The organism is Aquitalea sp. FJL05 (genome assembly GCF_003852595.1).
In the GTDB taxonomy this organism is placed as follows: domain Bacteria; phylum Pseudomonadota; class Gammaproteobacteria; order Burkholderiales; family Chromobacteriaceae; genus Aquitalea; species Aquitalea aquatilis.
On the sequence record NZ_QAJS01000003.1, the window covers coordinates 93385 to 119892 of the forward strand.

Here is a 26508-nt window from a genome sequence, read left to right on the forward strand (position 1 = left end):
GGCGGACAGGGTATACTGCACGCCATCCCGCCAGCACGGCGTCGCAGTGGACAGCTTGTAAATGGCCAGACAGAACACGATTTCCAGTTATCTCCCGGTGACCTTTCCCAATGGCAACCGGGTGCGCCGCTTTGGCAAGCATTGCCCGCACTGCCATGCCATGGTGGGTTGCGAACACATGGCCGGCCTGGCCAGCCTGCAGCAGGACAAGCTGTTTCTGGCAGCCCAGGGCACCTGCCCTGCCTGTCAGCACCGCTTCCCCATTGCCTGCGTCATCACCGACGACAAGCGGGTGCACCGCGTACTGCTGCCCTTGTGGGTCTATCGCATGTGGCTGCAAATGGCCACCCGCAACACGCCACAACCGGTCGCCCAGGCTAACTGGGAAGTACAGGAAGAAAACACCGCCCCGGCACAGCAGGGCATCCTGCTGACGGATGCCGAGGTGGCGGCACGCTCGCCGGAGATACTCGGCCGCTTTCAGGACCAGCCCATCAGTGCCTGGATCGAATACCAGGACCGGCGCTTCGTGTTTGAACGCGCCGCACCGCCGGGGCAGTTCGCCCTGAGCGAGCAGGAAGTGCTGCTGGCTGGCAAGCTGATTTACCGTCAGCAGGACATCGCCACCACCGCCTGAGCCGCTGCTGATCCGCACGCAGTCACACCGCCCGGCCATGCCGGGCTTTTTGTTGGCTGGGACTTTCTACCGCGTTGGCAATTACCTACTTGGCTCAATCGCAAGCGATGCAGACAGTGCGCCCCATCCCCGTGGCGCGCGCCGTCTGGGGCGGGTTGGGCAAGGTTTTAAGCCGCCGCCATGTCTGAGCCATTCGACGGTAGCGAATGGCGAGTTCGGCGGCGCCTTGCCCGGCCCGAAACAGGCGGGGTTTCGCGCAACCCGGGGTCGCCTAGGGGTGCAGGGGAGCTGGCGAGGCAGCTCCCCTGCCTGTTTGGCGGGCAGCCCCGCCATGAAAAACAGCACCGCGCAGCGGTTCAAAGACTTGCTCTGACTGGCGCTGAGCGCGGATAAACAGAACTCAGATACAGTAATCCCCCCACACCGCCTGTACCGCCGCCACCGCCGCCAGCGCGGCTGTTTCGGTGCGCAGAATGCGCGGCCCCAGTTTCAGCGGCGTCCAGCCGGCCTCCAGCGCAGCAGCCTCCTCGCGGGCGGAGTAGCCACCCTCCGGTCCGGCCATCAGCCAGGCCCGGCGCGGCGCGCTGGCGATATCGGCCAGTTTCTGCGTGCCCAGCGGCGACAGGATCAGCCTGGCATCGGCATCCTGCTGCTGTTGCAGCCATTCATTGAGACTGAGAATGGGCAGCACCTGCGGCAGCGTATTGCGACCACACTGCTCGCAAGCCGACTGCACGATTTCCTGCCAGCGCTGTATGCGTTTGTCCGCCCGCTCGCCGGACAGCTTCACCACCGAGCGCTCGGCGGCGATGGGCTGAAACAGCGACACGCCCATCTCCACGCCCTTTTGCAGGGTGAATTCCATGCGGTCGCCGCTGGAAATGGCCTGCGCCAGCCCCAGCCATACCGGCGACTCGCGGCTGATGTCGTCAAAGCGGCTGATCTGGCATTCGGCAGCGCGCTTTTGCAAGGCCGACAGGCTGGCCTGGTACTCGCCGCCCTGGCCGTTGAACAGGGTCAGGCTGTCGCCTTCCTTCAGGCGCAGAACCTGCACATGGCGCACGACAGCATCAGGCAGCGACAGGGTTTGCCCCGCCGCCAGCGGTGTTTCGATAAAAAACCTTGGCATGGCGTATTGAAAGTCCGTGGTGATAACGGTATTTTGCTTTGTTTGCTGCAGTTGCAACAACCCATCTTTAGCAAGTGGTAAAAATGACGGCATCCATGCATCGTCATGATTGATCCGGGCTGCGTCACTTGCTTCAGCATCGTCTTGCCAATTCTGCTAAACAGCTTGGACAGGACGACAATCCTGCCGCTGGCGCTATTGCCGGCGGCCATGCAGTTTACCTTACAGACAGACGCCGGCCGGATGGCCGCTGTTGTCGTTTCTGCCAGACGCCTATCCATCCGGCCCGGCAGAACACTCAGGAGAACACCATGCAGGTGGTTGAACAGGTGATGCAAGTTGTCCGTGACGTGGCCCGCCAGGAGGTGATGCCGCGCTTTTTGCGTGTGGGTAAAACACGCAAGGACGACGGCTCGCTGTTCACCGAGGCCGATATGGCCTGCCAGCAGGCGCTGGGAGACAAGCTGCCGGCCGTGCTGCCCCACCCGGTGTTGGGCGAGGAAATGACGCGCGAGGAGCAGGATGCCTTATGGCAGGGCAATCCGGGCGGCCTGTGGGTGGTTGACCCCATCGACGGCACCACCAATTTCGTCAACGGCCTGCCCTATTTCGCCATTTCGGTGGCGCTGGTCATCGATGGCGTCAGCCAGCTGGGCGTGATCTACAACCCGGTATCCGACGAAATGTTTTATGCCCGTCGCGGCCAGGGCGCCTGGCTCAATGGCCGGCGCCTGCCGCTCAAGACCACCCGCAACAGCATGGGCGACGCGATTGCCGCCGTGGAAGTGAAATACCTGCGCTCCGGCAAACTGGCGGCGCGCATGAGCAGCGTGGCACCGTTTGGCAGCCAGCGCAGCATGGGTTCCAGCACGCTGGACTGGTGCTTTCTGGCGGCGGGCCGTTACGACCTCTACCTGCACGGCGGTCAGCGGCTGTGGGACTATGCTGCCGGCGCGGTGATTCTGGAAGAAGCCGGCGGCCGCCTGGCCAGCCTGAACACCGACGACTACTGGAGCGACACGGTGTGGAAGCGCTCGGTGATTGCCGCCATCGACCCGGAACTGTACGGCCACTGGCACCGCTGGGTGCGCGCCAACCAGTAGACTCAGACTTGCCCGCAAAGAAAACGGCCCTCAAGGGGCCGTTTTTCATGCAGTGGCCACATGCCGCAATCAGTAGTTTTCCGGGCAGAAATGCCGTTCCACCAGCTCGATCAGAATGTGCAGCACCTTGATGTGCAGTTCCTGCACGCGGTCGGCGTACTGGCCACCAGGGGTGTTGACGTAGACATCGGCCAGCGGCTCCAGCCGGGTGGCGGCACGGCCGGTGAGGATGATCACCTTCATGCCCAGTTCGCGCGCCACGCTGGCCGCGTTGACGATGGTCTGGCTGTTGCCACTGGTGCTGATGCCGATCAGCACGTCGCCGGCGCGGCCATGGCTTTCCAGATAGCGCGAAAACACATGCTCGTAGCCAAAATCGTTGGCCACGCAGCTCATGTGGCTGGGATCGGAAATGGCGATGGCCGCCATGCCGCGACGGTTGTTGCGGTAGCGGCCGGTCAGCTCTTCGGCGAAATGCATGGCGTCGCACATGGAGCCGCCATTGCCGCAGGAGAAGATACGACCACCAGCGGCGAGGCTGTCGATCAGCTGCTGTGCGGCCGCTTCGATGCTGGCCAGCGCCTGGGGATTGGCCAGCAGATTATTGAGGGCAGTTTGCGCTTCAGTCAGGCTGGACTGGATATGGGAAATCATCGGCGATCCGTCATGCGTGCGGGCAACAGCACCGCGCCATTGCCATCAGTAAACAGGGCTGGCCCAGCGGCCAGCCCCGTCATCATACCCTGCCCCCCGCCACGGCAGGAAATGGCAGCCAGGTAAAATTCAGCGAAGCACAATCAAGGCCGTGCCGGCACAACTCACCACCGCCCCCAGCCAGGCCACCGGCGGTGGGGCCTGCTTCTGCACCAGCCACAGCATGGGCAGGATCAGCACCGGGCTGAGCGCCGACAGCATGCCCACCGTGGCCACATTGGCATGCTGCAAGGCCAGCATGATCAGCGTCATGCCCAGGCCCAGCGCCACCAGGCCGTTGAGCGCCGTCTGGCCCAGCATGCGCGGCGTATAAGCGCCGCGACTCCTGGCCAGAGACAGACCGCCCAGCAACAAAAGATAGTGCGCTGCGCAAGCAATGCCCATGCGCAGGGCTGACGCGGTGACCGGTTCCAGCCCGGCGGCAATGGCCGGCTTGGCAAAGAATGTCCCCATGGCCTGGCACAGGGCGGCCACCATGCCCAGCAACACCCCCGCCTTCAGGTGGGTCGGATGCTCCCAGGCATGGGCATCGGCGCTGCGCCGGCCAAAAGCCACGGCCAGCAGCACGCCGCCAAACACCATGCTGCTGCCGACAAAGGCAGGCAGGCTGAGTTTTTCCTGCAGGAACAAGATGCCCAGCACCACCGAAAACACCGAATGCGTAGCAAACAGCAGGCCGGCGCGGCGCGGCCCCAGCAGGTTCATCGCGGAAAAATAAATGGTGTCGCCCAGAAAAATACCGGTCAGGCCGGACAGCAGGGCCGGCCACAGATTGCTGCCATTGATGCTGTGCCAGCCACCGGAAAGCAGGCTGATGCCGCCCAACAGCACGGTAAGCAGGCTCAAGCGCAAGCGGGTAAAGGCAAAGGGGCCGAAATGGCGTGAGGGGCCGGCACCGAGAATGCCACCCCACGCCCAGCAGGCTGCCGCACCGATGGCGGCCAGGTCATACCACATAATATCCAGTCTGCCCGCCCGGACAGGCCGGACGGATGATCATGACAAAGCCTGCCAGCTTACCTGTCAGGCGGCCATTCCGGCCAGCACGGCAGATGGTCTACCTCCAGCCAGGGCCGGGCATGGCTGGTCCAGATATGCTGGCTTGCCTGCTGCGCGGGCGCATCGTCCAGTGTGGCCACCCGCAGGATGACATAGGGGCTGCCCGCGCGCTCGGCCAGCAGATGGCTGCCACACTGGCGGCAAAAATGGCGCAGCTTGCCCGGCGACGAGGCAAAGCTGCCCAGGTGTTGCTGCCCGCGCCGCCAGCGAAAATGCTGGCGCAAGACCCCGGCTGTCGGTACATGGCTGGCCGCATGGGCTTTCTGGCAGGTGTGGCAATGGCAATGGGTAATCGGCAGATCCAGCTGATCCACCTCGTAAGCAATAGCACCGCACAGGCAGCTGCCTAGCATTCGCCATCCTCCAGCAGGGTGATTTCCACCCGCTCCTTGCCCTTGCCGATATTCTTGCGCTTGAGCGCAATACGCCCCACCTCGCCGGTGCGTGCCAGATGGGTGCCACCGCAGGGCACGCGGCAATAGCCCGGCACTTCCCAGTAACGACGCTGCGCAGCCTCATCGGCAAAGGCACTGATGATGGCGCTGTCGGCATCGATCAGGCCCTGCACTTTGGCGGTGATGGCCGGCAAGTGCGGGGTGATGGCTGCGGGTAGGGCAAAGTCGATGCGCGCCTTGTCGGCAGCGATATGTGCGCCAATTTTTTCCACCGCGGCAAAGTCGCGGTAGATGGTTTCCAGTGTCAGCTCGGCGGCAAAGTGCAGCCGCATCAGCCGGTAGCGGCGCAGCCAGTCTATCTCCACCAGCACGGCATCCCCCGCCTGCAATCCATGACCGGCCGGCAGGGTATAGACGATGTCCAGCCCCTGTGTTGCTGCCTGCAACACCGGCCAGCCACCTATGCTGCCGGCGTCGCTCTCCTGCCCGCCGGAAAAGGCATAGAAAATGGTGTGCTGCAGCCAGACATGCTCACCTTCCACCCGTGCCACCGTGGTGGCCAGCCGGGTCTGGTAGGGGTCGATCCAGAACTGTTTGCCCGTCATAGCAGGAGCGCCAGATAGTCGACCAGGCTCAGCGGATAGCTGAAGGGCTGGCCCAGCAACTGCTGGTAAACATCGCGATACTCGGCATGCTTGGGCTGCAGCACCAGCGCCTGGGTCAGCGACTGCTCCGCCGCATGGCTGTCTCCCAGCTGCACTTGCGACATCGCCAGAATGAACCAGGCCTCGTGAATGCGGAAATTCAGCGACAGCGCCTGCCGCGCCAGCAAGGCCGCCTCCTGATAGCGCTCAGCCTGGAATACCGCCCCCAGCTGGCCAATGCTGTCTTCCAGCAGCGGCAGGGTGTGCTGCTTGCTCAACACCAGCGTGTGGCCATTGCCGACATTGCTGTCGCTTTCCTCCTGCGACTCGAGCAGCCAAGCCACACCCAGACCCTGCTGGTTAAACCAGTTGAGCGCAGCCAGCAGGCCTTGCAGGGTGAACACGTGATAATGCATGCGCCACGGCAGCCCGGGCGACAGGCTTTGCGGCGTCATCTTGTGCTGAAAGGCCTCGATATGCGTCTCCAGCCCGGTGATGGGCCGCACGCTGTCTTCCACCAGTGCATCGCGCTTGGGCACGATCATGAAACTGATGCCACCCGGACGCAGCACCCGCCCCCACTCCAGCCAGGCGGTAAAAATGTCCGGCACATGCTCCAGCACATGCGAGCTGGCGATATAGTCCAGCTCGCCATCGGCAAACGGCAGCGCGGTGGCCTCGGCCACCATGTCCACCTTGGCGACACCCTTGCCATAGCGCTGCTGCTCGGCGGCATACACCTGGTAGTCGATCAGGTCGGGTTCTTCCAGATAGTGCTGCCCATCACAGGGGGCCACGCTGATGCAGTCGGCCGGAGCCAGCGGATTATGCGCGCCCCGCCCCAGCTCAACACCCTTGCCCTGCAGCCATTGTTTGGCCAGCTCCATAAGTGCTTATCCTTGTGTGCAGTCCGGTGTGCTCACCGTTGCTGCCAGTCGCTGATATACCTGTTGATCCAGCCGCTCCATCATGTACGCGGGCCGCGACAGTGCGGTGAAGCCAAATTGCGCATACAGGCCGTGTGCATCTGCCGTGGCCAGCAGCATGCGCCGCAGATTCTGCAAAACCGGGTAGGCGGTGATGTGCGCCAGCAACGCCTTGCTGATGCCGCGCCCGCGCCAGTCCGGCAGCACGAACACATCGGCCAGATAGGCGAAAGTCGCCTGGTCGGTAATCATGCGGGCAAACCCCACCTGCTTGCCAGCAACATACACACCAAAGCACAGCGAACCGGCCAGCGAGCGCTCGAACACATCACGCGGCAAGCCGGCAGCCCAGTAGGACTGCTGGCTCAGATAGTGATAGATCATGTCCCGCTCCAGCCGGGCGGGGTCACAATCGAATTCCAGAGCAAGCGTGTCAGACATGGCGGGGCCTCATGGTGGCAAGAGCAAACAGGATATCAGGTGAGTGTGGCCGGATAGTGCGTCGCCACCCAGTGCTCGAACTGCCGACACATGGCGGCGTCCCCCTGGCTGTTATCGGCAATCAGTTCATCACCGTGAACCAGACGGATGCGGGCATCCAGATCGGCAGCCGCCGGCTCGGGATAGCGGCGGCTGGCGGCAGCGGCCATCTGCTGGCGGGCATCGGCCCAGGCCTGCTCCACGCTGCGGTTGCACTCGTCCGCCAGATAGCGGGCATTGAACGGCTCGCCGGTCAGGCTGCGCAAGGTGGCGTCGTGGCTGATGCTGTTACCTGGCCCCCAGTAATGCTGGGCCAGCGCCGGGCCGATGGCCGGGTTGTCGGTCAGATAGCCGTACTGGCGCAGGAAATATGCACGGGTCTGATACACCGCCATATTGGCCAACAGATAGCCGTGATAGGACGCCGCCGACTCCTGGTTCAGCAAATGCGGAATGGCCAGTAGCGGGCGTGGGCTGCAGGCGATGCCCAGAATGCGCTGCTCGCTGCTACGGGCCAGCTGCAATACCTGCCCGGCAGTCAGCTGCTCATCCGGCAATTGGTAGAGCGCGGCCTCGAAATAGCCCACCAGCAAAATCATGCGCTCCATGAAAGCGCGATAAGGCTGGCTGGCCTCGATGCCGGCGTGGATCAGTGCCTCCGGCATGGCCTCGCCCTGGCGGTTTTGCGCATAGCGCGCCAGCCAGTCGGCATCGCCCAGCAGGCTGTCGCAGAACATGGACTGGGTTTCGGCATAGGCCATGGAGGTCGGCGCAAATTCCTGCGAAAAGCAGGGGGAATTCTGGGTCACGTTGGCAAAGTGCGCCGCGTGGCCGCCCTCGTGGAACAGGGTGTTGATGGCGCGGTCGCCGCTGCCCACCTGGTCGGGCGTGGCATCTGCGGTGAAATTGACATGGGCCGGCACCCACTGGCCCTGCTCATCGACATAGCTGGGTTGCGGGCCATGGCAAAAGCCGTTCTGGTATTTGCCCTTGCGCTCGATCAGGTCCAGCTGCAGCAGCGCGCCGCGATACTGTATGCCCAGGCGGCGGAAGCTTTCCAGCCAGCGTTCCACCGCTTTGGCGAACGGCAGGTAAGGGTCCATCTGGCGGGTGACATCGCCGCTCATGTGGTGGCGCAGATTCCAGGCTTCCAGCGCATCGGCCCCCTTGTTACTGGCCAGCTGCTTCAGCGCGTTTTCGTTGACCAGGCGGGTGCGCTGCTCGAAATCATCCAGAATGACAAACAGCGCTTCTGGCGTCATCCGCTCGTTTTTCTGCACCTTGTAGTCGAAATAGTCGCGGTAACCCAGGGCACGGGCAAAGGCATTGCGCTGGCGCACGATGTCCAGAAAGCCATTGTCCAGCACCCACTGTTCCAGCTGCAGCAAGGCGTCGTGCGAGCTTTTGCGGCAGGCCTCATCCGGATTGCTGCCCATATTGGTCACCAGCATGCTGAGTGTGGCGTCTTCCCACTGGCCGTGCTCGTTGCGGTGACGCAGACTGTGCGACTGCCGGCGCGCAAACAGCGCCGCTTCCATCTCGATCAGCCCGGCCATGCGCTGGTGGGCCTCATCATTGTCGATGATGTTGCTTTCAAACAGTGCCAGCCAGCCTTGCAGGCCATGCAGCAAGCCAGCCTGCTCCGCATCGGGCGGCAAAGCCCGGGCAGCGGCCAGCATGGTGCGCGTCTGCTGCAGCCGCGCGGGGCTGGAGATGAAATCCTTGTAGGCGGTCTCGGCACGGCCAAAGCCGGCATGGTCGTCGGACATGCCCATGTAAGTGGACCAGAACAGCGCCTCCTTGGCGCGATGCACGGCCAGGTATTCCTGATTCAGCTGACGGAAAAAATCGCGTGGGTGTTGCATGTTTCTCCTTTTACTTCGGCCTGTCACTGGCACTTCATGAGCGCCATCGCCGGCAAACTGGCAGTTTCTGCCCGAACAACGCCAGGGTCAACGGCTATTGCTCCCCCGCTGCTGCCAGCAAAAAGCCCGGCATGGCCGGGCTTGCACGACGGGATGGTTGCATGACTTTCAGGCGGCGGCAGCGCTGCGCTTTTGCTGACGCATGGACAGCAGGCCGGCCGCCGAATACAGCAGCAAGGCCAGCCAGATCAGGCAGAAGCCCACCAGTTTGGCGCTGTCGAACGCCTCGCCGAACACCCACACCCCCAGCGCCAGCTGAATGGTGGGGCCGATGTACTGGATCAGGCCCACGGTGGCCAGCTTCAAGCGACGCGCGCCCGCAGCAAACAGCAGCAGCGGAATGGCGGTGACCACCCCGGCCCCCACCAGCAGCACATCGCTGCCAACCGACTCGTGCAGGAAGGCCGCCTGCCCCTGCCACTGGAACCACAGCAAAGCCGCCAGCGCCAGCGGTGCCATCAGGAAGGTTTCCAGCGCCAAGCCCTCCAGCGAGGCCAGCGGTGCTTTCTTGCGCAGCAAACCATACAGGCCAAAGGTGGCCGCCAGCGACAGCGCGATCAGCGGCACGGTGCCGCTAGTCCAGGTAATCCAGGCCACACCGGCAGCCGCCAGCAACACGGCACTGCGCTGGATGGGGCTGAGCTTTTCCGCCAGAAACAGCCGCCCCAGCAACACATTGAACAGGGGATTGATGAAGTAGCCCAGGCTGGCCTCCACCACATGGCCGGCATTGACTGCCCAGATATAAATCAGCCAGTTAAGCGACAGCATCAGCGAGGACAGGCCAAAAATGGCCAGCTTTTGCGGCTGGCGCACCGCCTCGCCCAGCCAGGCCCAGTTGTGACGCACGGTAAGAATGCCGGCCACGAACACGGCAGACCAGACAATGCGATGGCACAGGATCTGCAACGCAGGAATATGGTGCAAAGGCTTCCAGTACAGCGGAAACAGGCCCCAGATCAGGAAGGCAATAAAGGTAAACAGCACGCCGCGGGTGGCGTCCTGCCGGGACTGGGCGGAAGACATGACAGACTCGATGCATAAGGTGTTCAACGTAGCAGCTTAACGGCTTGGCGCACATGAAGAAACCACCGGCTCGATAACATGCTGTTCTGCCATGGAAACAATGCCGGCCAGCGGCCCTGCCCGCACATGCTGCACTGGCACAATCGCCGCACTGCCGGGGGCTGTACGTCAAGACCTTTGACGTTGACGTAAACGTAAGTTAGAGTCCGCCACATAGCAGCCACCCGCTGAGCCGAGGCATGGAGAATACCGCCCGGACACCGGGATTACGGCCTACAACATAAAGAAAGGCGTGCGTTTTCCAGCCGAGAAAACCCGCCACCGCCACAAGCGAGAACAAGCCGCAGGCCATGCCGGCCACCTTACCGGTCAGGACCCGCGCGGCAGGAGGAGAAACCATGTCTATCCGTCATGTTGATCTGGAAGAAAAGTACAGCGCCGCCACCGGCCAGGTGCTGATGACCGGCATCCAGGCGCTGGTACGCCTGCCCATGCTGCAACAGGAGCTGGACCGTGCCGCCGGGCTGAACACCGCCGGCTATGTCACCGGCTACCGTGGTTCGCCCCTGGGCAATGTCGATCAGACCATGCAAAAGGCCGAGTCCTATCTCAAGGCACACAATGTGGTGTTCCACCCCGGCCTGAACGAAGACCTGGCCGCCACCGCCGTGTGGGGCACGCAGCAGGTGAATATGTTCGAGGGGGCCAAGTACGATGGCGTCTACGCCTTGTGGTATGGCAAGGGCCCCGGCGTGGACCGCTCCGGCGACGTGATCAAGCACGGCAATGTGGCCGGCACCAGCGCCAAGGGCGGTGTGCTGCTGGTGGCCGGTGACGACCACGCGGCCAAGTCCTCCACCTTTCCGCACCAGTCCGACCACATCCTCGCCGCCAGCATGATTCCGGTGCTGTCCCCTTCCGGGGTACAGGAAGTCATCGACTACGGCCTGCACGGCTGGGCGATGAGCCGCTATTCCGGCTGCTGGGTATCGATCAAGGCCATTTCCGACACCATCGAAAGCTCGGCGGTGGTGGACATCTCCCCGGAACGCTTCAGCTTTGTCATTCCGCAGGACTTCCCCATTCCCGAAGGCGGCCTGTCCATCCGCTGGCCCGACCCGCCGCTGGTGCAGGAAAAACGCGTGCTGCATCACCGCCTGTATGCCGCCCTCGCTTATGCCCGCGCCAACAAGCTCAACCACATCACCCTGGATTCGCCCAAGCCACGGCTGGGCATCATCACCTGTGGCAAAAGCTATCTGGACGTGATGCAGGCACTGGACGACCTGGGCATCGACGAAGCCCTGGCAGCCGACATCGGCCTGCGCATCTTCAAGGTGGGCATGGTGTGGCCGCTGGAGCCGGAAGGCGTGCGCCAGTTTGCCGAAGGGCTGGATGAAATCCTGGTGGTGGAAGAAAAACGCCAGATCATCGAATACCAGCTCAAGGAACAGCTCTACAACTGGCGCGACGACGTGCGGCCACGGGTGGTGGGCAAGTTTGCCGAAAAAGGCGAATGGGCACTGCCGCACGGCGACTGGCTGCTGCCGGCTGCCGGTGAGCTGACCCCGGCCATGATCGCCCGCGCCATTGCCAGCCGGCTGGCGCTGATCTTCGACAGCCCGGTGATTCACGACCGGCTGAAGTTCTACGACGAAAAAGAAGCCCAGCTGGTCCAGCCGCGCGAGGCCATTGCCCGCGTGCCCCATTACTGCTCCGGCTGTCCGCACAACACCAGCACCCGCGTGCCGGAAGGCAGCCGTGCCGTGGCCGGTATCGGCTGCCACTACATGGCGCACTGGATCGAAGGCGACAGCACCAAGACCTTCACCCAGATGGGCGGCGAGGGCATCACCTGGGTCGGCCAGGCCCCGTTCACCCACACCAAGCACATTTTCACCAATCTGGGCGATGGCACTTACTTCCACTCCGGTCTGCTAGCCATCCGCGCCGCGGTGGCCGCCGGGGTCAACATCACCTACAAGATCCTGTACAACGATGCCGTGGCCATGACCGGCGGCCAGAATGTGGATGGCTATCTGGATGTGCCGATGATGACGCGCCAGCTGGCGGCCGAAGGGGTCAAGCGCATCGTCATCACCAGTGACGAGCCGGAAAAATACCAGGGCGTGCAGGGTCTGGCACCGGGAGTGGACGTGTTCCACCGCCGCGAACTGGACCGCCTGCAAAAAGAGCTGCGGGAAACCACAGGCACCACCATCCTGATTCACGACCAGACCTGCGCCGCCGAAAAACGCCGCCGCCGCAAACGCGGTGAATTCCCCGACCCGGCCAAGCGCGCCTTCATCAATGAAAAAGTGTGCGAAGGCTGTGGCGACTGCGGCAAAAAGTCCGGCTGCCTGTCGGTGCTGCCAGTGGAAACCCCACTGGGGCGCAAACGCAAGATCGACCAGTCCAGCTGCAACAAGGACTACTCCTGCGTGGAAGGCTTCTGCCCCAGCTTTGTTACCGTGGAAGGCGGCAAGCTGAAAAAGCAGAGCCCGGCGGCGGCCACGCTGGAAGCCATGCCCGCCCTGCCCGCACCGCAGATTCCGGCGCTGCATGAACCCTTCAGCATCATGATTACCGGCGTCGGCGGCACCGGCGTGGTCACCATCGGCCAGGTACTGGGCATGGCCGCCTATCTGGACCACAAGGGCGTCACCGTGCTGGACATGGCGGGTCTGGCGCAAAAGGGCGGCTCGGTGTGGTCGCACGTGCGCATTGCCGACAGCCAGCAGCAGCTGCACGCCGTGCGTATCGCCGCTGGCGATGCCAACCTGGTGCTGGGCTGCGATCTGGTGGTCACCGCCGCCGAAGAAGCGCTGGCCAAGATGCGCGAAGGCTTCAGCCACGCCATCGTCAACAGTTACGAATCGCCGACTAGCGCCTTCCTGAAAAACCCGGACGTGCGCTTCCCCAGCCGCGCCATGAAGGACGCAGTCATCGAATCGGTAGGCGCAGGCCGCTTCTGGGAAGTCAACGCCACCCGCCAGGCCACTGCGCTGATGGGCGATGCCATCGCCAGCAATATGTTCATGCTGGGTTATGCCTGGCAGAAGGGCTTGGTGCCGGTGAGCGAAGAGGCGCTGATGGAAGCCATCCGCCTGAATGGAGCCGCGGTCAAGTTCAACCAGCAGGCTTTTGTCTGGGGCCGCCATGCCGCTCATGATCCGGCGCGGGTGGAAGCGCTGGTGAATCCTTCTTCGGTGGTGCAGTTCGTTCCACGTGAAACCGTGGATGGCGTGCTGCATCACCGTGCCAGGGAACTGGTGGCCTACCAGAACCAGGCGCTGGCCGAACGCTACAAGGCGCTGGTGGACCAGGTGGTGCGTGCCGAGCAGGCGGTGAATCCGGCCAGCAGCGCACTGGCGCTGGCGGTTGCCCGTGGCTACTTCCATCTGCTGGCCTACAAGGACGAATACGAAGTGGCCCGCCTGTATACCAATGGCGATTTCCTGCGCGAGCTGGCCAGCCAGTTCGAGGGCGATTACCAGCTGCGCTTCCATATCGGTGCCGGCTGGATCACCGGCCATCAGCCGAAAAAAGTAGCGTTCGGCCCCTGGCTGCTCAAGGGCATGAAGCTGCTGGCAAAGTTGCGCTTTTTGCGCGGCAGCGCGCTGGACCCGTTTGGCTGGCAGGCCGACCGCAAGCTGGAACGCCAGCTGATTGTCGAATTCGAACAACTGGTCAGCAGCGTGCTGGCCGGGCTGAATGCCGACAATCTGGCCACGGCAGTAGAGCTGGTCAAGGTATTCGAAGGCGTGCGCGGCTTTGGCTATATCAAGGAGGCCGCCTGGAAACAGGCTGGCGAACGGCAACAGGGCTTGCTGCAGCGTTTCCGCCAGGAGGCTGGCAAACGCAAGGTAGCCTGATGGTTTTGTGAGTGTTGTAGCAGTAAAGAGGGTGGTTCAGGCGCGGATGATGTCATCCGCGCCCTTTTTTTGATCAAAAAATCCCGCTTTCGGGGAAAACGCGCACCGTTTCAAGGCACAGCCTTTCACGACAGCATCAGGCTGAGGCGACGTGCCTCGTCCAGCGCCTGGTCAACACCGTTGTACTCGTCCTGCCACACCCAGATGCCATGTACTGCATCCAGGGTTTCCACCAGCCACAGCCGGCCACTGCTGCCAAGCGCCACCTGGCGGGCACGCACCGGGCGGCGATAGTTGAACATCACGATTTCACTGGTTTTTTGCACAGCCGGGGTATGCTTGCGCGGGCTTGAAAAGAAGGGCATGGCGTAACCTCCTGTTGGGCGATATGCCAGGCAATACAGAGCAAGCGGCGTGCCAGCCGACACCATTCGATCAAAACCGGTGCGGTATTTTGACGCCAGCCGCCGCCGGGCTTAGCATGGCCGCATTCCCCAACCGGAAGCAACTGCATGGAAAACCGCAAACTCGCCGTCCTGATCGATGCCGACAACGCCCAGGCCAGCCTCACTGCCGAGCTGCTGGCCGAGGTGGCCAAATACGGCACGGCCATCGTCAAGCGCGCCTATGGCGACTGGACCACCACCCAGCTCAAGAGCTGGAAAGAGGTATTGCACAAGCACGCCATCCACCCCATCCAGCAGTTTGCCTACACCAGCGGCAAGAACTCCACCGACTCGGCGCTGATCATCGACGCCATGGACCTGCTCTACACCGGCAATTTCGATGGATTCTGCCTGGTGTCATCCGACAGCGATTTCACCCGGCTGGCCACCCGCCTGCGTGAAGGCGGCCTGACCGTCATCGGCATCGGTGAAAAATCCAAAACACCGCGCCCCTTCATCGCGGCCTGCGACAAGTTTGTGTTTACCGAAATCCTGCGCCCGGAAAAGCCACCGGAAGTTGCCAGCGGCAACGACAAGCCGCGTACCCGCACCACCCGCCAGAGCAAGAGCAAGCCGGCCGTGGCCAAGGAAATCCACCCGCTGCAGGCCATGTTCACCTCGGCCATCGACGCCGTGGCAAGGGAAAGCGGCTGGGCCGAACTATCGGCGGTCGGCTCCTATATTGCCAAGAACGACCCCTCCTTCGACCCGCGCAATTACGGCCACTCGCGCCTGTCGCAAATGGTGAAGAAACTGGACTTCCTCAGCGTGCAGGAACAACGCAACGGCTCCAAGCTACACAGCGAAATCCGCATCAAGGACGGCGAGGTGGCCGAGCCGGCACCCGCCACCCCAGGCCCAGCTGCACCGCTCAGCCAGCCGGAAAGCCCGCCGGCAGCAGCGGCGCCGCGCAAGAAACGCACCCCGCGCAAGAAAACCGAACCCGCCGGCAAAGCCGGCTGAGCGGACGCTTCGATCCGCCCTGGCGCGTCCGGCAACGACGCGCCGGACTAGCTCATGACAGGAGAAAACATGCAGATACGTGATGCCAAGCTGGAAGATCTGGCCGTCATTCTGGATATCTACAACGAGGTGATTGCCACCTCCACCGCCATCTACAATGACGACCCGCTCAACCCCGGTGAATTTGCCATCTGGTTCCAGGACCGGCTGGCCGCCGGTTACCCGGTGCTGGTAGCCGAAGACCAGGGCGAAATCCTGGGCTTTTCCAGCTTCGGCGATTTCCGCCCGCGTCCGGGCTTTCGCTTTACCGTGGAACACAGCGTGCATCTGGCCGCCGCTGCGCGTGGCAAGGGCATAGGCAGCGCGCTGGTCAGTGCGCTATTCCCGCGCGCCGAGGCGCTGGGCAAGCACACCATGCTGGGCGCGGTAGATGCCGCCAACGAAGGCTCCATCCGCTTCCACGAAAAACTGGGCTTCATCAAGGTGGGCGTGCTGCCGCAAGTGGGCTTCAAGTTTGGCCGCTGGCTGGACCTGGTCTACATGCAGAAATTCATCAGCGGCCAGAGCGACGGCCCGGTGTAATTCGCACAGGACATTGATAAAAAAGAAAAACGCCGCAGTTTCCTGCGGCGTCAGGCTGTTGGCAATGTGATTTGCTACAACTCTACAGGACCCGGCAAAGCCGGGCCTCTCTATAAACATGTTGATCCGACAGCCTTCCCGTCTATTCCCCTTCCCCCCGCCCTTGCCCTGCAAGGGAGCCTCGCCTTCTTCAACGAAGGCGAGAAAAAGAAAAACGCCGCAGTTTCCTGCGGCGTTTTCTGTTCTGCTACTGCGCTGTTAAAACAGCGTCCGTTCTTGAAGTTCTCTATTCTCTTCCTCTGTACGACTTAGCGCACGACTGCAACAATATCCTTACTGAACACCTTTTCGCAATACTTGCATTTCATTTTGATGTCTTTGACCTGTGCCTTGACGAAGAAATGGCTCTTCACCGGCTCGGCATGCGAGATGCAATTGGAGTTGGGGCAGGCAAAAATGCCTTCGATGCTTTCCGGCAGTTCCAGCTTGTGCTTCTTCACCACTTCGAAATTATCGATGACATTGACCGTGGCCTTGGGGGCGAACAGGGCCAGCTCGTTGGCCTGCTCTTCAGTCAGGGCAACATTTTCCACCTTGATGATGTCCTTGGCACCCATGTGGCGGGACGACAGGTTCAGCCCCACGGTAATGCGCTCGCCGGTTTCCGCCAGCTTGAACAGACGCAGGATGTTGACCCCCTGGCCAGCCGGGATGTGATCGATAACGGTGCCTTGTTTCAGGGCTTCAACGGTACGGGTGTATTGCATGATGTTTCCTTCCCTGATTTATACGGTTTCGTTCAGTACCAGCGACAACAGCGCCTGACGGGCGTACACACCGTTCTTGGCCTGCTCGAAATAGTAGGCATGCGGTGTGGCATCCACATCCACGGTGATTTCATCCACCCGTGGCAGCGGGTGCAACACCTTCAGATTGGTACGGGCGGTCTTGAGCATGTCGGCGCGCAACACGAACTGGCCCTGGATTTTCTTGAACTCGGTTTCGTCAAAACGCTCACGCTGCACACGGGTCATGTACATGATGTCGATCAGCGGGATCACATCGTCCAGGCTGTCGACAATGGTGTATTCGATGCCCTTTTCGTCCAGCTCCTCGCAGATATAGTCCGGCATGGCCAGCTGCTCGGGTGCCACAAAATAGAAGCGCGCGCCAAACAGCGACAGCGCCTGGGTCAGCGAATGCACGGTGCGGCCGTATTTCAGGTCGCCGACAAAGGCGATGGTGAGGTTTTCCAGCGTACCTTGTGTTTCACGAATGGTGAACAGGTCGAGCAGGGTCTGCGTGGGATGCTGGTTGGAACCGTCACCGCCGTTGATCACCGGTACGCTGGAGAATTCGCTGGCCAGCCGCGCCGCGCCTTCCTTGGGGTGACGCATCACCACGGCATCGGTGTAAGAGCTGATGATCTTGATCGAGTCAGCCAGGGTTTCGCCTTTTTTGGCGCTGGTATTGCCACCATCGGCAAAGCCGATGATGTCGCCACCCAGCCGCTGTACCGCAGTCTCGAACGACAGGCGGGTACGGGTGGACGGTTCAAAGAAACAGCTGCCCACCAGCTTGCCTTGCAACAGGTCATTGCGCGGCGTGCGTTTGAGCTTGCCCGCCGTTTCCACGACGAGCTCTAGCTCCTCGCGCGAAAAATCGGGGATGGAAATGATGTGTTTCCGATAGAGCGGGTTTGCCATGATGGGGGGTCCTTGCATTCTGCGAATTATTTTTTACCCATAAAAAAAAAGCCCCTGAGCAATCAGGAGCTTTTTTTCTGGAATTTCCGGGGTTCGGGAACAGTCCGGCCTCGCAGCAACGACACAACGCCACCGTGACAGGTGGTGCGGGCGCTAATGACAACAGCTGCAAATGGCGACAAGACGGCTCCTCCGAACAAACCCCGAGATTCTAATGCCAAATCAGCGGCTTGATAAGAGCAGTGTCGCATTTTGCAAATTTCATGACACCAATACGGCAAGGCAGCGACACATTCAGGTCGGCTGGCGCTGCCATAAACAGCGCAATCCCAGCCCTATCATCATCAAGCCGCTGGCCCGCTGCCCCCATACCGCCAGCCGTGACATGGAGCCGGCGGCGCAAAGCCGGCTTCCCAGCCACAGCAAGGCCATCAGATAACTCAGGTTCAGCAGACAGAACACCACGCCCAGTTGCAAAAAGCCCGGCAGGACCGCCTGCCCGACCGGCAGAAACTGCGGGAAGAAGGCCATGAAGAACACGATGGCCTTGGGATTACCCAGGGTCAGCAAGCAGGCGGAGTACAGTTGCCGCCGGCTGGCCGGGGTATCCGGTACAGGCGGTAGTGCCGCCTGACGCCAGCACTGGCAGCCCAAGTAGATCAGGTAAGCGGCACCACCCCAGCGCAACACGGCAAACAGCAGCGGATTGGCCGCCAGCAAGGCCGCGACACCCAGGGCCGACAACAGGATCAGCAGCATGTCACCCAGCAGCAAACCCGCCAGGGCCAGGCCAGCAGCACGCCAGCCTTCGCGCTGAAATGCCCGCCATACACACAGTGTGCCGGCTCCGGGAGTCATCACCAGCAACAGTGCCGCGGGTAAAAAGGCAGACCACAACATGGCTACTCCTCACAATGCGCACGACATGTGTAGCCATTCTGCAGCAGCCAGACAGCAAAACGCCACCCCGCAGGGTGGCGTGTGCCAGTACAGACAGGCCGGGTTTACAGCTTGAAATTGCTGACCAGGCTTTCCAGATTGGCCGATAGTTCGCGCAGCTGTGCCACCGAATCCGACACCTGCCGCACCACATGGCTATTGCTCTGCGCCATGGCGCTGATGCGCTCCACGTTCTGGGCGATTTCCTGGCTGGCCGTGGACTGTTCCCGGGTAGAGGCGGCAATGTCGACAATGCTGGCCACCAGGCCCTGGCTGCGGCCCAGCACCGTATTCATCGCCTCGTTGGCTTCATCTGCCACCGCCACGCTCAGTGTCACCTGCTCGCGGCTGTTTCTCACGTCGTCCACCGCCTCGCGGGTTTCACTGCCGATGGCATTGACGATGCGGGTAATCTGCACCGTGGCCTCGGCGGTACGCCCGGCCAGATTGCGCACTTCGTCGGCTACCACGGCAAAGCCACGGCCCATTTCACCGGCACGGGCCGCCTCGATGGCCGCATTCAGCGCCAGCAGATTGGTCTGATCGGCAATGTCCTTGATCACCCGCACAATGGTACTGACTTCTTCCGAGCGCTCGCCCAGGCCGTTCATCCGCTCGGCCAGCGCCTGCATGCTGCTGGTCATGCGCTGGATTTCAGCAGTGATGCGGTTGACCGTGGCCACGCTCTGCTCGGTCAGCTCGCCGGTTTCACGGGCGGTGATTTCGGCTTCCTGTGCGGTATCGGCGATGTGATGCACGCTCACCGTCACCTGCTCCACACCGGCCGCCGTGGCGCTGGCGGCATCAGACTGGCTGGCCGAAGCCTGCTGCACCTGGCTGGCGGAGTCGGCCAGGCTGGCGGCGGCAATGCTCACCTCGTGGCTTTGCTGGCGCACCTCGACAAACATGTCGCGCAGGCTGCCGATAAAGCGGTTGAAGGCATCGGCGGTGCGGCCGATTTCATCGCGATTGGCAATCTGCATGCGGACGGTGAGATCGCCACGGCCAGAGGCAAGCTGGTCCATGGTGTCGGCCAGCTGGTTGAGCGGCCGGGTCAGCGCGCGTACCACGGCCGTCAGCACCAGCAGAATCACCACCAGCGCCACCACGCCAATCAGGATGGCAGTCAGGCACTGCTTCTTGGCATCGGCGGTAATCGCCGCAGTCGGGATGGACACGCCCAGCGCCCAGAACTGGCCGGTATTGCCCACTTTCACCGGATGGAAGAAATGGGTGAAACCACCATCTTCATAGACGAAGTTTTCGCCTTTCTTGATCTGCTCCAGGTGTCCGGCCAGCGCGTCGTCCTTGGGCACCGGCTTGCCCAGCAGTTCCGATTTGGCCGTTACCACATACAGGCCACCTTCGGACACCATGCGGATAAAGCCAGTTTCATACAGATGGATGGCACCAAAGCGTTTTTGCAGCTGGTCCAGCGCCACATCGGTGGCCGACACCCCCAGCATCTTGCCGGCAGCATCCTTGACGACCACCGCCAGCGAGCTTTCCAGAATCATCTTGCCCTGCACTTCGTAGGGATAGGGCTCGGTAATGGTGTCGCGAGCACGCTGCTTGGGCACGTAGTAGAAATCGCCCCAGCCGGATTTTTCATAATCGGGCTGATAACTTTCCGGGTGCTCCTTGAACTTGGGGAATTCCTTCACCCGGTCGGCCGACATCATCACGTCCATCTGCGCCTTGCCCTGGGCATTTTTGGTGATGTAGGGCTGGTAGCGGCCGGTAGGGTCATGCCGTGGCCAGTCCAGGCGGAAGCCGTTGTCATTGCCATCGAAGGCATTGGGTTCCCACAACATCCACAGGCCAACCGATTGCGGGGCATCGTCCAGCATCTGCTGGATCATGTTGTCCGCCTGCTTGCGATCCAGCGGTGCAACGCGCTTGATGCCGAGAATGGCATCCGCCAGATGACGTGGCAGGGTGAATCCCTTGTCGAAATCGCTTTCTGCGTCTTTGGCATAACTGCTGGCCTGTTCAGACGCCAGCTTGTAACCCACATCGACTGCGGCAGTGTAGCTCTGCCAGGCAATCAGGCTGATCATCACGGCAAAACCAACGGCAATCGCCGCTGCCGCTACCACGATGATGCGCGTACTCAGATGACCCCATTTTGCTGTCGCCATGCATTTATCCCCCGATAAGCTGCTCTTTTAACTGTATGCCTAATATACGGCGTTTCAATACAAACTCTTTAATATATTGGGGTATACCCTCAACACTGGCGAGCAGAGCAAGCGCAATGCATGAGCAAGCGCAAATACACCAGCAATGAAATTCGCTAATGTCATTCACATGAATACTTGGCTAGTCGGGCTTCAGGGCGCGGTTTTCTCTTCCAGCAGGGTCAGCCAGGCCAGGGCGTGACTGTTGCTTTCACCGCACATTTCGGCAGAAGGCTGCAGGCCAGAACACACCGCTGGCCGCTCTGGCCGGCCAAACAGCAGGCAAAGATTGTCAGCGCTGAGCTGAACGCAGCGCACCCCGGCCGGCTTGCCCTGTGGCATGCCCGGGATGGGAGAGGAAATGGAGGGCGCGATGCAACACGCCGCGCAATGCAAACGGCAATCCATGGTGGGCTTTCTAGCGCGACCGGCAACAAGGGCCGGCCACCATATCACAAAGTATGCCGGCTACCGGCGCAGCTGACTCCCCTTTTCCTGCAGATAATTTACAATATCACTAACTGTTTTACTTTTTATCCCAGAGACCAGCGCCGCACCTTTTGCAGCCATCAAGTTAGAGCACAAGCAATGATCAAGTGCATCGATGTGTCCGATCTCAAGGTTGGCATGTACATTCACGACCTGAACTGCGACTGGATGTCGCATCCCTTCTTGCTGAAGCGCTTTCTGGTCAACGATGAAAGCGCCATTCACAAGATTGCCGATGCCGGTATCCACGAGGTGTATATCGACACCGACAAGGGCAAGGATGTCGCCCATGCGCCCACGGTCACCGAAGTAAAGCACAAGCTGGAACAGGAAATCATCGAGCTGGCCAGCCGGGAAGTCCCGGTGGAACGCCGGGTGGAAGCGGCGGCGGAATTCGGCCGCGCCCAGCTGATCCACAATGAGGCCAACCTCATCGTGCGCGGCATTCTGCAGGATGTGCGGCTGGGCAAGCAGGTGGAACTGGAAATGGTGGAGCCATCCATCGAAAAGATGACCACGTCCATTCTGCGCAACGGCGGTGCCCTGCTGTCGCTGTGCCGCATCAAGGACAAGGACAAGGACAACTACACCTTCCAGCACTCGGTCAGCGTCGGCGCGCTGATGGTCAGCTTCTGTAACGCCATGAACATGAGCCGCGAGGTGATCCACCATGCCGGCATTGGCGGCATGCTGCACGATATCGGCAAGATGAAGGTGCCGGACAGCATCCTCAACAAACCGGGCAAGCTGACCGAGCAGGAATTCGCCGTGATGAAATGCCATGTGGTGGAGAGCAAGCAGATTCTGCTGGCCACCAAGGGCATTTCCGATACCGCAGTCAAAGTGGCCGCCCAGCACCACGAGCGCCACGATGGCAGTGGTTATCCGGAAGGGCTGAAGGGTGAGGAAATCTCCCAGCTGGGACAGATGGCAGCCATCGTCGATGTCTACGATGCACTGACCTCCGACCGCTGCTATCACAAGGGCATGGCGCCCACCGATGCCCTGCGCAAGATTTTCGAATGGTCGAAATTCCACTTCAATCCGGTGCTGGTGCAGGCCTTCATGCGCTGTATCGGCATCTATCCCATCGGCACACTGGTACGGCTGGAAAGCGGCCGGCTGGGGGTGGTGATCGAGCAAAACGACAATAATCTGGTTTCGCCCAAGGTGAAGGTATTTTTCAGCAGCAAGAGCAATACCTATATCCCGCCGGAAATCGTCGACCTATCGCGCAGCATGGGGGCTGGTGGCGGCGACAAGATCGTCAGCCACGAATCCCCCAGCAAATGGCGGATGGATCCGCTGCGCTTTCTGTAAACGACAAAGCCCGCCAATGGCGGGCTTTGTCTTGTCTGCGGCAAACCAGCTCAGCTCTGGCGCACCACCATAGCCTGTTCCGGTCCGGGAAAGCCGGCGGCAGCAAGGGTTTCGCGAATCAGCCGGTTGCTATCGAAATACACCTGCCAGTAGTGTTCCGGCTGGCAGCTGGGACGCACCGCCAGTACCGGCCCCAGCGCAGTGAACTCCAGCAGTTCCACGCTGACTGCCGGCTCGGCCAGCACATTGGGAATGGCGGCAATCTTCTCGCGCAGCAGGCTGATGGCCAGGGCATGATCGGCACTGGCTGCCAGCTGGGCTTTCAGATCGACCCGGCGGTGACCGTTGGCGCTGTAGTTCTGGATGTTGTCGGAGAAAATCTTGTTATTGCCGATCAATGTCATCACATTGTCCGGCGTATCAATAATGGTGGAGAACAGCCCCACTTCGCGCACGGTACCGCTGATGCCGGCCACGCTGACCACATCGCCCACCTTGAAGGGGCGCAGCACCACCAGGAAGATGCCGGCGGCAAAGTTGGCCAGCAAGCCGCTCCAAGCCAGACCGATGGCCACGCCGGCTGCACCGATGATGGCGGCAAAGCTGGCGGTTTGCACACCAAAGAAACCCAGCATGGCAATGACCAGCACCACGGTCAGGCTGACGGACAGGAAGGAATGTGCATAGCGGCGCAACGTGGGATCGAGCTTTCTGGCCACCAGCTGCTCTTCCATCAGCCGCCCGGCCAGGGCGATGAACCAGCGCCCCACCACCCACAGCACAATGGCGGAAACGATATTGATACCGGCCTGGATTGCCAGATCCGCCCAGTGCGTCCAATTGATGTCAGTCATGGTAATCCTATTTATTCAGTTGGTAGAAACCATTGAAAAATAGAATGTCCTTGGCAAAAAATCCAGCCAGCACGGTCCTGCCAGCAGCAGGCTCAGCCCAGCAAGCCCTGCAGCTGCTGGCAGGTATCGCCAATACCGGCCTCGATGCGGATATCGAATACCGCGTCCATACGGGTGGGCGTGTAATTGATCAGCGCCGTCGGCACGCCAGCGCGCGCCGCTTCCAGTGGAATCAGGTTGACCGGCGAGACCTCCAGCGAAGAGCCCAGCACCAGCAGCAAGTCCGCCGCCAGCGCCTGCTGGAAGGCCTGTTCGATCAAGGGAACCGGCTCGCCGTACAACACCACGTCCGGCTTCAGCACATCCATGCAGTGGGTACACAGCGGCAGCACATGGTGATTGATATAGTCCAGCCCCTGTTGCCGGCCGCAGGCAGGACAACTGGCGCTGCGCAGCGTGCCATGCAGTTCCAGTACCTGGCGGCTGCCGGCCACGCCATGCAGGCCGTCGATATTCTGCGTCAGCACCGTGACCTGCGTGCCCGCAGCCTCCAGCCCGGCCAAAAAACGATGGCCGGCATTGGGCTGGTAATTACCCAGCAACTTGGTGTGGAACAGCTGCTTGAAGCTATGCCAGAACGCTTCAGGGTCGGCACGGAAATAATCGATGGACACCAGCTCTTCCAGCTGCATGCCCTGCTGCCACAGCCCCTTGGCCGAGCGAAAATCCGGAATGCCCGACTCGGTGCTCATGCCCGCACCACTCAATACCACGATATGACCAGCCTGCCTGATGGCGGCGGCCAGCCGCATAATATCCTGCTGCATCTGCTGTCTCCTGCACCTGCTTTTTATTGTTGCCAAGCTTAGTCGCGTGCCGCTGCCACTGGCAAAAATCCAGTGCAGCAAGCTTGCCCAACATCAAGCCGATGGCGCACCGTTGACGGGTGCCGGATATTTGACGGCATTTTTCTGCAATTTGTCGCAGACAGCGGCATTGATATCCAGCTTCAGCACGCTAGCCAGCCGCACCAGATACAGCAGCACGTCGGCCACTTCTTCCTGCAGATGGGTAAAGCGTGCCGGGTCGTCTGCCAGCCGGGCGACTTCTTCATCGCTCAACCATTGGAAGATTTCCGCCAGCTCGCCCACCTCGCCGGTCAAGGCCAGCATCAGGTTGCGTGGCGTATGAAAGCGCTGCCAGTCGCGTGCATCGGCAAACTGCTGCAAAGCGGCTTCCAGTGCGGTGGTTTCAATCAAGCGCCTATCGCTCATCGCCGTTTCCTCCGGTGTGCGGTTTCACGTGAAACCGCAGGACACATGCAAAACAAAACGCCCGCAAGCGGGCGTCAGGCTATGGACAAGATCAGATGTCTCAGCGCAACAGACCTTCGTCCTGTAGCGCCGCCTGCACTGCCGGCAGCGCCTGCACCCGCGCCATGAAGGCGGAAATGGCCGGGAAATCATCCAGCGAACGGTGCACCATGTTCGCCCAGTTCAGGCAGGTAAACAGGTAGGCATCGGCCACGCTGAAATCCTCGCCCAGCAAATAGCGAGAGCTGGCCAGCTGTGCTTCCACGATGGCAAAGCGCGCGGTGAGCTTGTCCCAGGCGGCGTTTTTCACCTCGTCACTGCCAGGATAAAACAGCGGGGAAAAGCTCTTGTGTACCTCGGTGGCAATGTAGTTGAGCCACTCTTGCAAACGGTAGCGTGCCAGTGTGCCATTGGCAGGGGCCAGCTTGCGCTCCGGCACCAGGTCGGCCAGGTACTGCACGATGGCCACGCCTTCGCTCAGCACCGTGCCATCTTCCAATTGCAGGGCCGGTACATAGTTTTTGGGGTTGATACTGCGGAACTCCACGCCGCTGGCAGTCACATGCGGTTGCACACGCAGATTGACCTTTTCCACGCTGAACGGCAGCCCTGCTGCATGCAGCACGATATGCGGCGACAGGGAGCAGGCTCCCGGCGAGTAGTAGAGTTTCATCACATCTCCTGTGCGGAAAAACAGCGACTGCAGTACCCCGGCACCAGAGCAGCGCCGGATTCATCCTGATTAGCTGGGGCGACACCCTGACAATTTCAAGCCGGCAAGGCCGCTTCAGCCCTGTTTCGGCGAAAACAACCGGGGGCGGCCGTCCTTGCCCGCCACCGTGGATGGGCTGGATGGGCGGGTTGTCATTTCAATGAACAGGGCCTCGACCTGGGCGCGTGCCCAGGGCGTGCGGCGCAGGAATACCAGGCTGGACTTGATGCTGGGGTCCTGGTTGAAACAGCGGATGGCAATGCGCCGGCCCAGCTCGGGCCAGCCAAAACGCTCTACCAGCGCCAGCAGGATCTTTTCCAGCGTCATGCCGTGCAGCGGGTCATTGGGCGGTGTGTCGCTCATGCGAATCATCCTGTTGATAAGCGCCGGGAACACCGCCGCAGGGAAAAACGAGGCAGTGTAGCCCCAGCCCGGACAAACAACCAGCCGTCTGATTACGCGCAACACCGGGCAAGGCATTCATCATTGCTAACATTTGCCTGCCCTCCCGCAATACTTGGCTGACATCTGCAGCAGATACTGCATTCATCCACTTTCACCTGCACAAGGAAAAGCACCATGAAACTGATCAAATCGCTGTTGATTGTCGGCCTGCTGGGTAGCGCGGCTGCCACCACCGTTCACGCCATGGGCAAGGGTGATTGTGCCATGGGCGGCGATGACATGAAGCAACACATGTGGCAGATGGACCCGGCCAAGCGCGAAGCCATGATGGAAAAGCACCTGCAAATGCTGCATGACAAGCTGAAGATCCAGCCGGCGCAAGAGTCGGCCTGGAAAACCTATATTGCCGCCATCAAGCCGCTGCCACCCCAGGCCCAGGCTCCGGTAAAACCGGACGCCAAGCTGCCGGAACAGCTGGATGGCCATCTGAAAATGATGCAGCAGCATCTGGACATGATGCAGAAACACGTTGCCGCGACCAAGGCGCTGTACCAGCAACTGACACCGGAGCAGCAAAAGCAGTTTGATCAGGAAGGCCAGCGCATGCACGCCGGCATGCAACACCGCATGCTCCACCCGCGCCAGGCTTCCGCCCCGCTGCCGAAAAACTGAGCCTGACATCTGCA

The 26508-nt window shown here is 61.3% G+C and carries 27 protein-coding genes; 7 read left to right on the forward strand and 20 right to left on the reverse strand.

Going from position 1 to position 26508, the window contains the following annotated elements:
- The first annotated feature begins 61 nt into the window (after positions 1-61).
- A complete protein-coding gene (locus DBR44_RS02460) occupies positions 62-637 on the forward strand; it encodes a hypothetical protein (RefSeq protein ID WP_124641718.1) in 576 nt (191 codons plus the stop codon).
- Between the two features lie 400 nt (positions 638-1037).
- Here the strand turns inward: DBR44_RS02460 and DBR44_RS02465 are convergent, their stop codons facing one another.
- Positions 1038-1766: a 16S rRNA (uracil(1498)-N(3))-methyltransferase gene (locus DBR44_RS02465; protein WP_124641720.1), complete on the reverse strand. Its 729-nt coding sequence runs from the start codon at positions 1764-1766 to the stop codon at positions 1038-1040.
- A gap of 317 nt (positions 1767-2083) precedes the next feature.
- Between DBR44_RS02465 and DBR44_RS02470 the strand changes: the two genes are divergently transcribed.
- Positions 2084-2869, forward strand: a complete 786-nt coding sequence (locus DBR44_RS02470; protein WP_199730958.1) for an inositol monophosphatase family protein — start codon at positions 2084-2086, stop codon at positions 2867-2869.
- Between the two features lie 69 nt (positions 2870-2938).
- Here DBR44_RS02470 and gmhA read toward each other — a convergent pair whose 3' ends face one another.
- The 8 genes from gmhA to rarD all read right to left on the reverse strand — a co-directional run bounded on the left by gmhA (position 2939) and on the right by rarD (position 10038).
- Positions 2939-3523, reverse strand: a complete 585-nt coding sequence (gene gmhA, locus DBR44_RS02475; protein WP_124641723.1) for a D-sedoheptulose 7-phosphate isomerase — start codon at positions 3521-3523, stop codon at positions 2939-2941.
- 129 nt (positions 3524-3652) lie between these two features.
- Positions 3653-4540 carry a DMT family transporter gene (locus DBR44_RS02480; protein WP_233578314.1) on the reverse strand — a complete coding sequence of 296 codons (888 nt, stop codon included), beginning with the start codon at positions 4538-4540 and terminating at the stop codon, positions 3653-3655.
- 59 nt (positions 4541-4599) lie between these two features.
- The gene (locus DBR44_RS02485) at positions 4600-4995 is read right to left on the reverse strand and encodes a GFA family protein (protein WP_124641727.1); all 396 of its coding nucleotides are present in this window, start codon (positions 4993-4995) and stop codon (positions 4600-4602) included.
- On the reverse strand, positions 4989-5642 hold the full coding sequence (locus DBR44_RS02490; RefSeq protein ID WP_124641729.1) for an alanyl-tRNA editing protein: 654 nt from the start codon (positions 5640-5642) through the stop codon (positions 4989-4991). Before DBR44_RS02490 ends, DBR44_RS02485 begins: the two co-directional genes overlap by 7 nt.
- Positions 5639-6568 (reverse strand): class I SAM-dependent methyltransferase, encoded by a 930-nt coding sequence (locus DBR44_RS02495; RefSeq protein ID WP_124641731.1) that lies wholly within the window; start codon positions 6566-6568, stop codon positions 5639-5641. Before DBR44_RS02495 ends, DBR44_RS02490 begins: the two co-directional genes overlap by 4 nt.
- 6 nt (positions 6569-6574) lie before the next feature.
- The gene (locus tag DBR44_RS02500) at positions 6575-7048 is read right to left on the reverse strand and encodes a GNAT family N-acetyltransferase (protein WP_124641733.1); all 474 of its coding nucleotides are present in this window, start codon (positions 7046-7048) and stop codon (positions 6575-6577) included.
- A gap of 35 nt (positions 7049-7083) precedes the next feature.
- Entirely contained in the window at positions 7084-8952 is a 1869-nt protein-coding gene (locus tag DBR44_RS02505) for a M3 family metallopeptidase (protein ID WP_124641735.1), read from the reverse strand.
- A gap of 168 nt (positions 8953-9120) precedes the next feature.
- Positions 9121-10038, reverse strand: coding sequence for an EamA family transporter RarD (gene rarD, locus DBR44_RS02510; protein WP_124641737.1), 918 nt, complete (start codon positions 10036-10038; stop codon positions 9121-9123).
- Between the two features lie 398 nt (positions 10039-10436).
- On the opposite strand from rarD, the gene DBR44_RS02515 reads away from it, so the two are divergent.
- Positions 10437-13913 carry an indolepyruvate ferredoxin oxidoreductase family protein gene (locus tag DBR44_RS02515; protein ID WP_124641739.1) on the forward strand — a complete coding sequence of 1159 codons (3477 nt, stop codon included), beginning with the start codon at positions 10437-10439 and terminating at the stop codon, positions 13911-13913.
- Between the two features lie 125 nt (positions 13914-14038).
- On the opposite strand, the gene DBR44_RS02520 is transcribed toward DBR44_RS02515, so the two are convergent.
- Positions 14039-14278, reverse strand: coding sequence for a hypothetical protein (locus DBR44_RS02520; RefSeq protein WP_103523731.1), 240 nt, complete (start codon positions 14276-14278; stop codon positions 14039-14041).
- A 147-nt stretch (positions 14279-14425) separates the two neighbouring features.
- Here DBR44_RS02520 and DBR44_RS02525 point away from each other — a divergent pair, with 147 nt between their 5' ends.
- Both DBR44_RS02525 and DBR44_RS02530 read left to right on the forward strand, forming a co-directional pair.
- Positions 14426-15322, forward strand: coding sequence for an NYN domain-containing protein (locus DBR44_RS02525; RefSeq protein WP_124641741.1), 897 nt, complete (start codon positions 14426-14428; stop codon positions 15320-15322).
- Positions 15323-15391: 69 nt separating this feature from the next.
- The gene (locus tag DBR44_RS02530; protein ID WP_124641743.1) at positions 15392-15904 is read left to right on the forward strand and encodes a GNAT family N-acetyltransferase; all 513 of its coding nucleotides are present in this window, start codon (positions 15392-15394) and stop codon (positions 15902-15904) included.
- A gap of 308 nt (positions 15905-16212) precedes the next feature.
- Here DBR44_RS02530 and pyrI read toward each other — a convergent pair whose 3' ends face one another.
- The 5 genes from pyrI to DBR44_RS02555 form a co-directional block, all read right to left on the reverse strand.
- Entirely contained in the window at positions 16213-16671 is a 459-nt protein-coding gene (gene pyrI, locus DBR44_RS02535; protein ID WP_124641745.1) for an aspartate carbamoyltransferase regulatory subunit, read from the reverse strand.
- Between the two features lie 18 nt (positions 16672-16689).
- The gene (gene pyrB / locus DBR44_RS02540) at positions 16690-17610 is read right to left on the reverse strand and encodes an aspartate carbamoyltransferase (RefSeq protein ID WP_103523727.1); all 921 of its coding nucleotides are present in this window, start codon (positions 17608-17610) and stop codon (positions 16690-16692) included.
- A gap of 294 nt (positions 17611-17904) precedes the next feature.
- Positions 17905-18510 (reverse strand): LysE family translocator, encoded by a 606-nt coding sequence (locus tag DBR44_RS02545; protein ID WP_124641746.1) that lies wholly within the window; start codon positions 18508-18510, stop codon positions 17905-17907.
- Between the two features lie 104 nt (positions 18511-18614).
- Positions 18615-20690, reverse strand: a complete 2076-nt coding sequence (locus tag DBR44_RS02550) for a methyl-accepting chemotaxis protein (RefSeq protein WP_124641748.1) — start codon at positions 20688-20690, stop codon at positions 18615-18617.
- A gap of 192 nt (positions 20691-20882) precedes the next feature.
- Positions 20883-21137: a YkgJ family cysteine cluster protein gene (locus DBR44_RS02555; RefSeq protein WP_059284398.1), complete on the reverse strand. Its 255-nt coding sequence runs from the start codon at positions 21135-21137 to the stop codon at positions 20883-20885.
- Between the two features lie 180 nt (positions 21138-21317).
- Here DBR44_RS02555 and DBR44_RS02560 point away from each other — a divergent pair, with 180 nt between their 5' ends.
- Positions 21318-22538, forward strand: a complete 1221-nt coding sequence (locus tag DBR44_RS02560; RefSeq protein WP_124641750.1) for an HD-GYP domain-containing protein — start codon at positions 21318-21320, stop codon at positions 22536-22538.
- 50 nt (positions 22539-22588) lie between these two features.
- Here the strand turns inward: DBR44_RS02560 and DBR44_RS02565 are convergent, their stop codons facing one another.
- The 5 genes from DBR44_RS02565 to DBR44_RS02585 form a co-directional block, all read right to left on the reverse strand.
- Positions 22589-23392 carry a mechanosensitive ion channel family protein gene (locus tag DBR44_RS02565; RefSeq protein ID WP_124641752.1) on the reverse strand — a complete coding sequence of 268 codons (804 nt, stop codon included), beginning with the start codon at positions 23390-23392 and terminating at the stop codon, positions 22589-22591.
- A 92-nt stretch (positions 23393-23484) separates the two neighbouring features.
- Positions 23485-24219: an NAD-dependent protein deacylase gene (locus DBR44_RS02570; protein ID WP_124641754.1), complete on the reverse strand. Its 735-nt coding sequence runs from the start codon at positions 24217-24219 to the stop codon at positions 23485-23487.
- Positions 24220-24312: 93 nt separating this feature from the next.
- The gene (locus tag DBR44_RS02575) at positions 24313-24666 is read right to left on the reverse strand and encodes a nucleotide pyrophosphohydrolase (RefSeq protein WP_124641756.1); all 354 of its coding nucleotides are present in this window, start codon (positions 24664-24666) and stop codon (positions 24313-24315) included.
- 100 nt (positions 24667-24766) lie between these two features.
- A complete protein-coding gene (gstA, locus tag DBR44_RS02580; protein ID WP_124641758.1) occupies positions 24767-25378 on the reverse strand; it encodes a glutathione transferase GstA in 612 nt (203 codons plus the stop codon).
- 114 nt (positions 25379-25492) lie between these two features.
- Positions 25493-25780, reverse strand: a complete 288-nt coding sequence (locus tag DBR44_RS02585; protein WP_124641760.1) for a VF530 family DNA-binding protein — start codon at positions 25778-25780, stop codon at positions 25493-25495.
- A gap of 216 nt (positions 25781-25996) precedes the next feature.
- Between DBR44_RS02585 and DBR44_RS02590 the strand changes: the two genes are divergently transcribed.
- Positions 25997-26494, forward strand: coding sequence for a Spy/CpxP family protein refolding chaperone (locus DBR44_RS02590; protein WP_124641762.1), 498 nt, complete (start codon positions 25997-25999; stop codon positions 26492-26494).
- Positions 26495-26508: the final 14 nt, after the last annotated feature.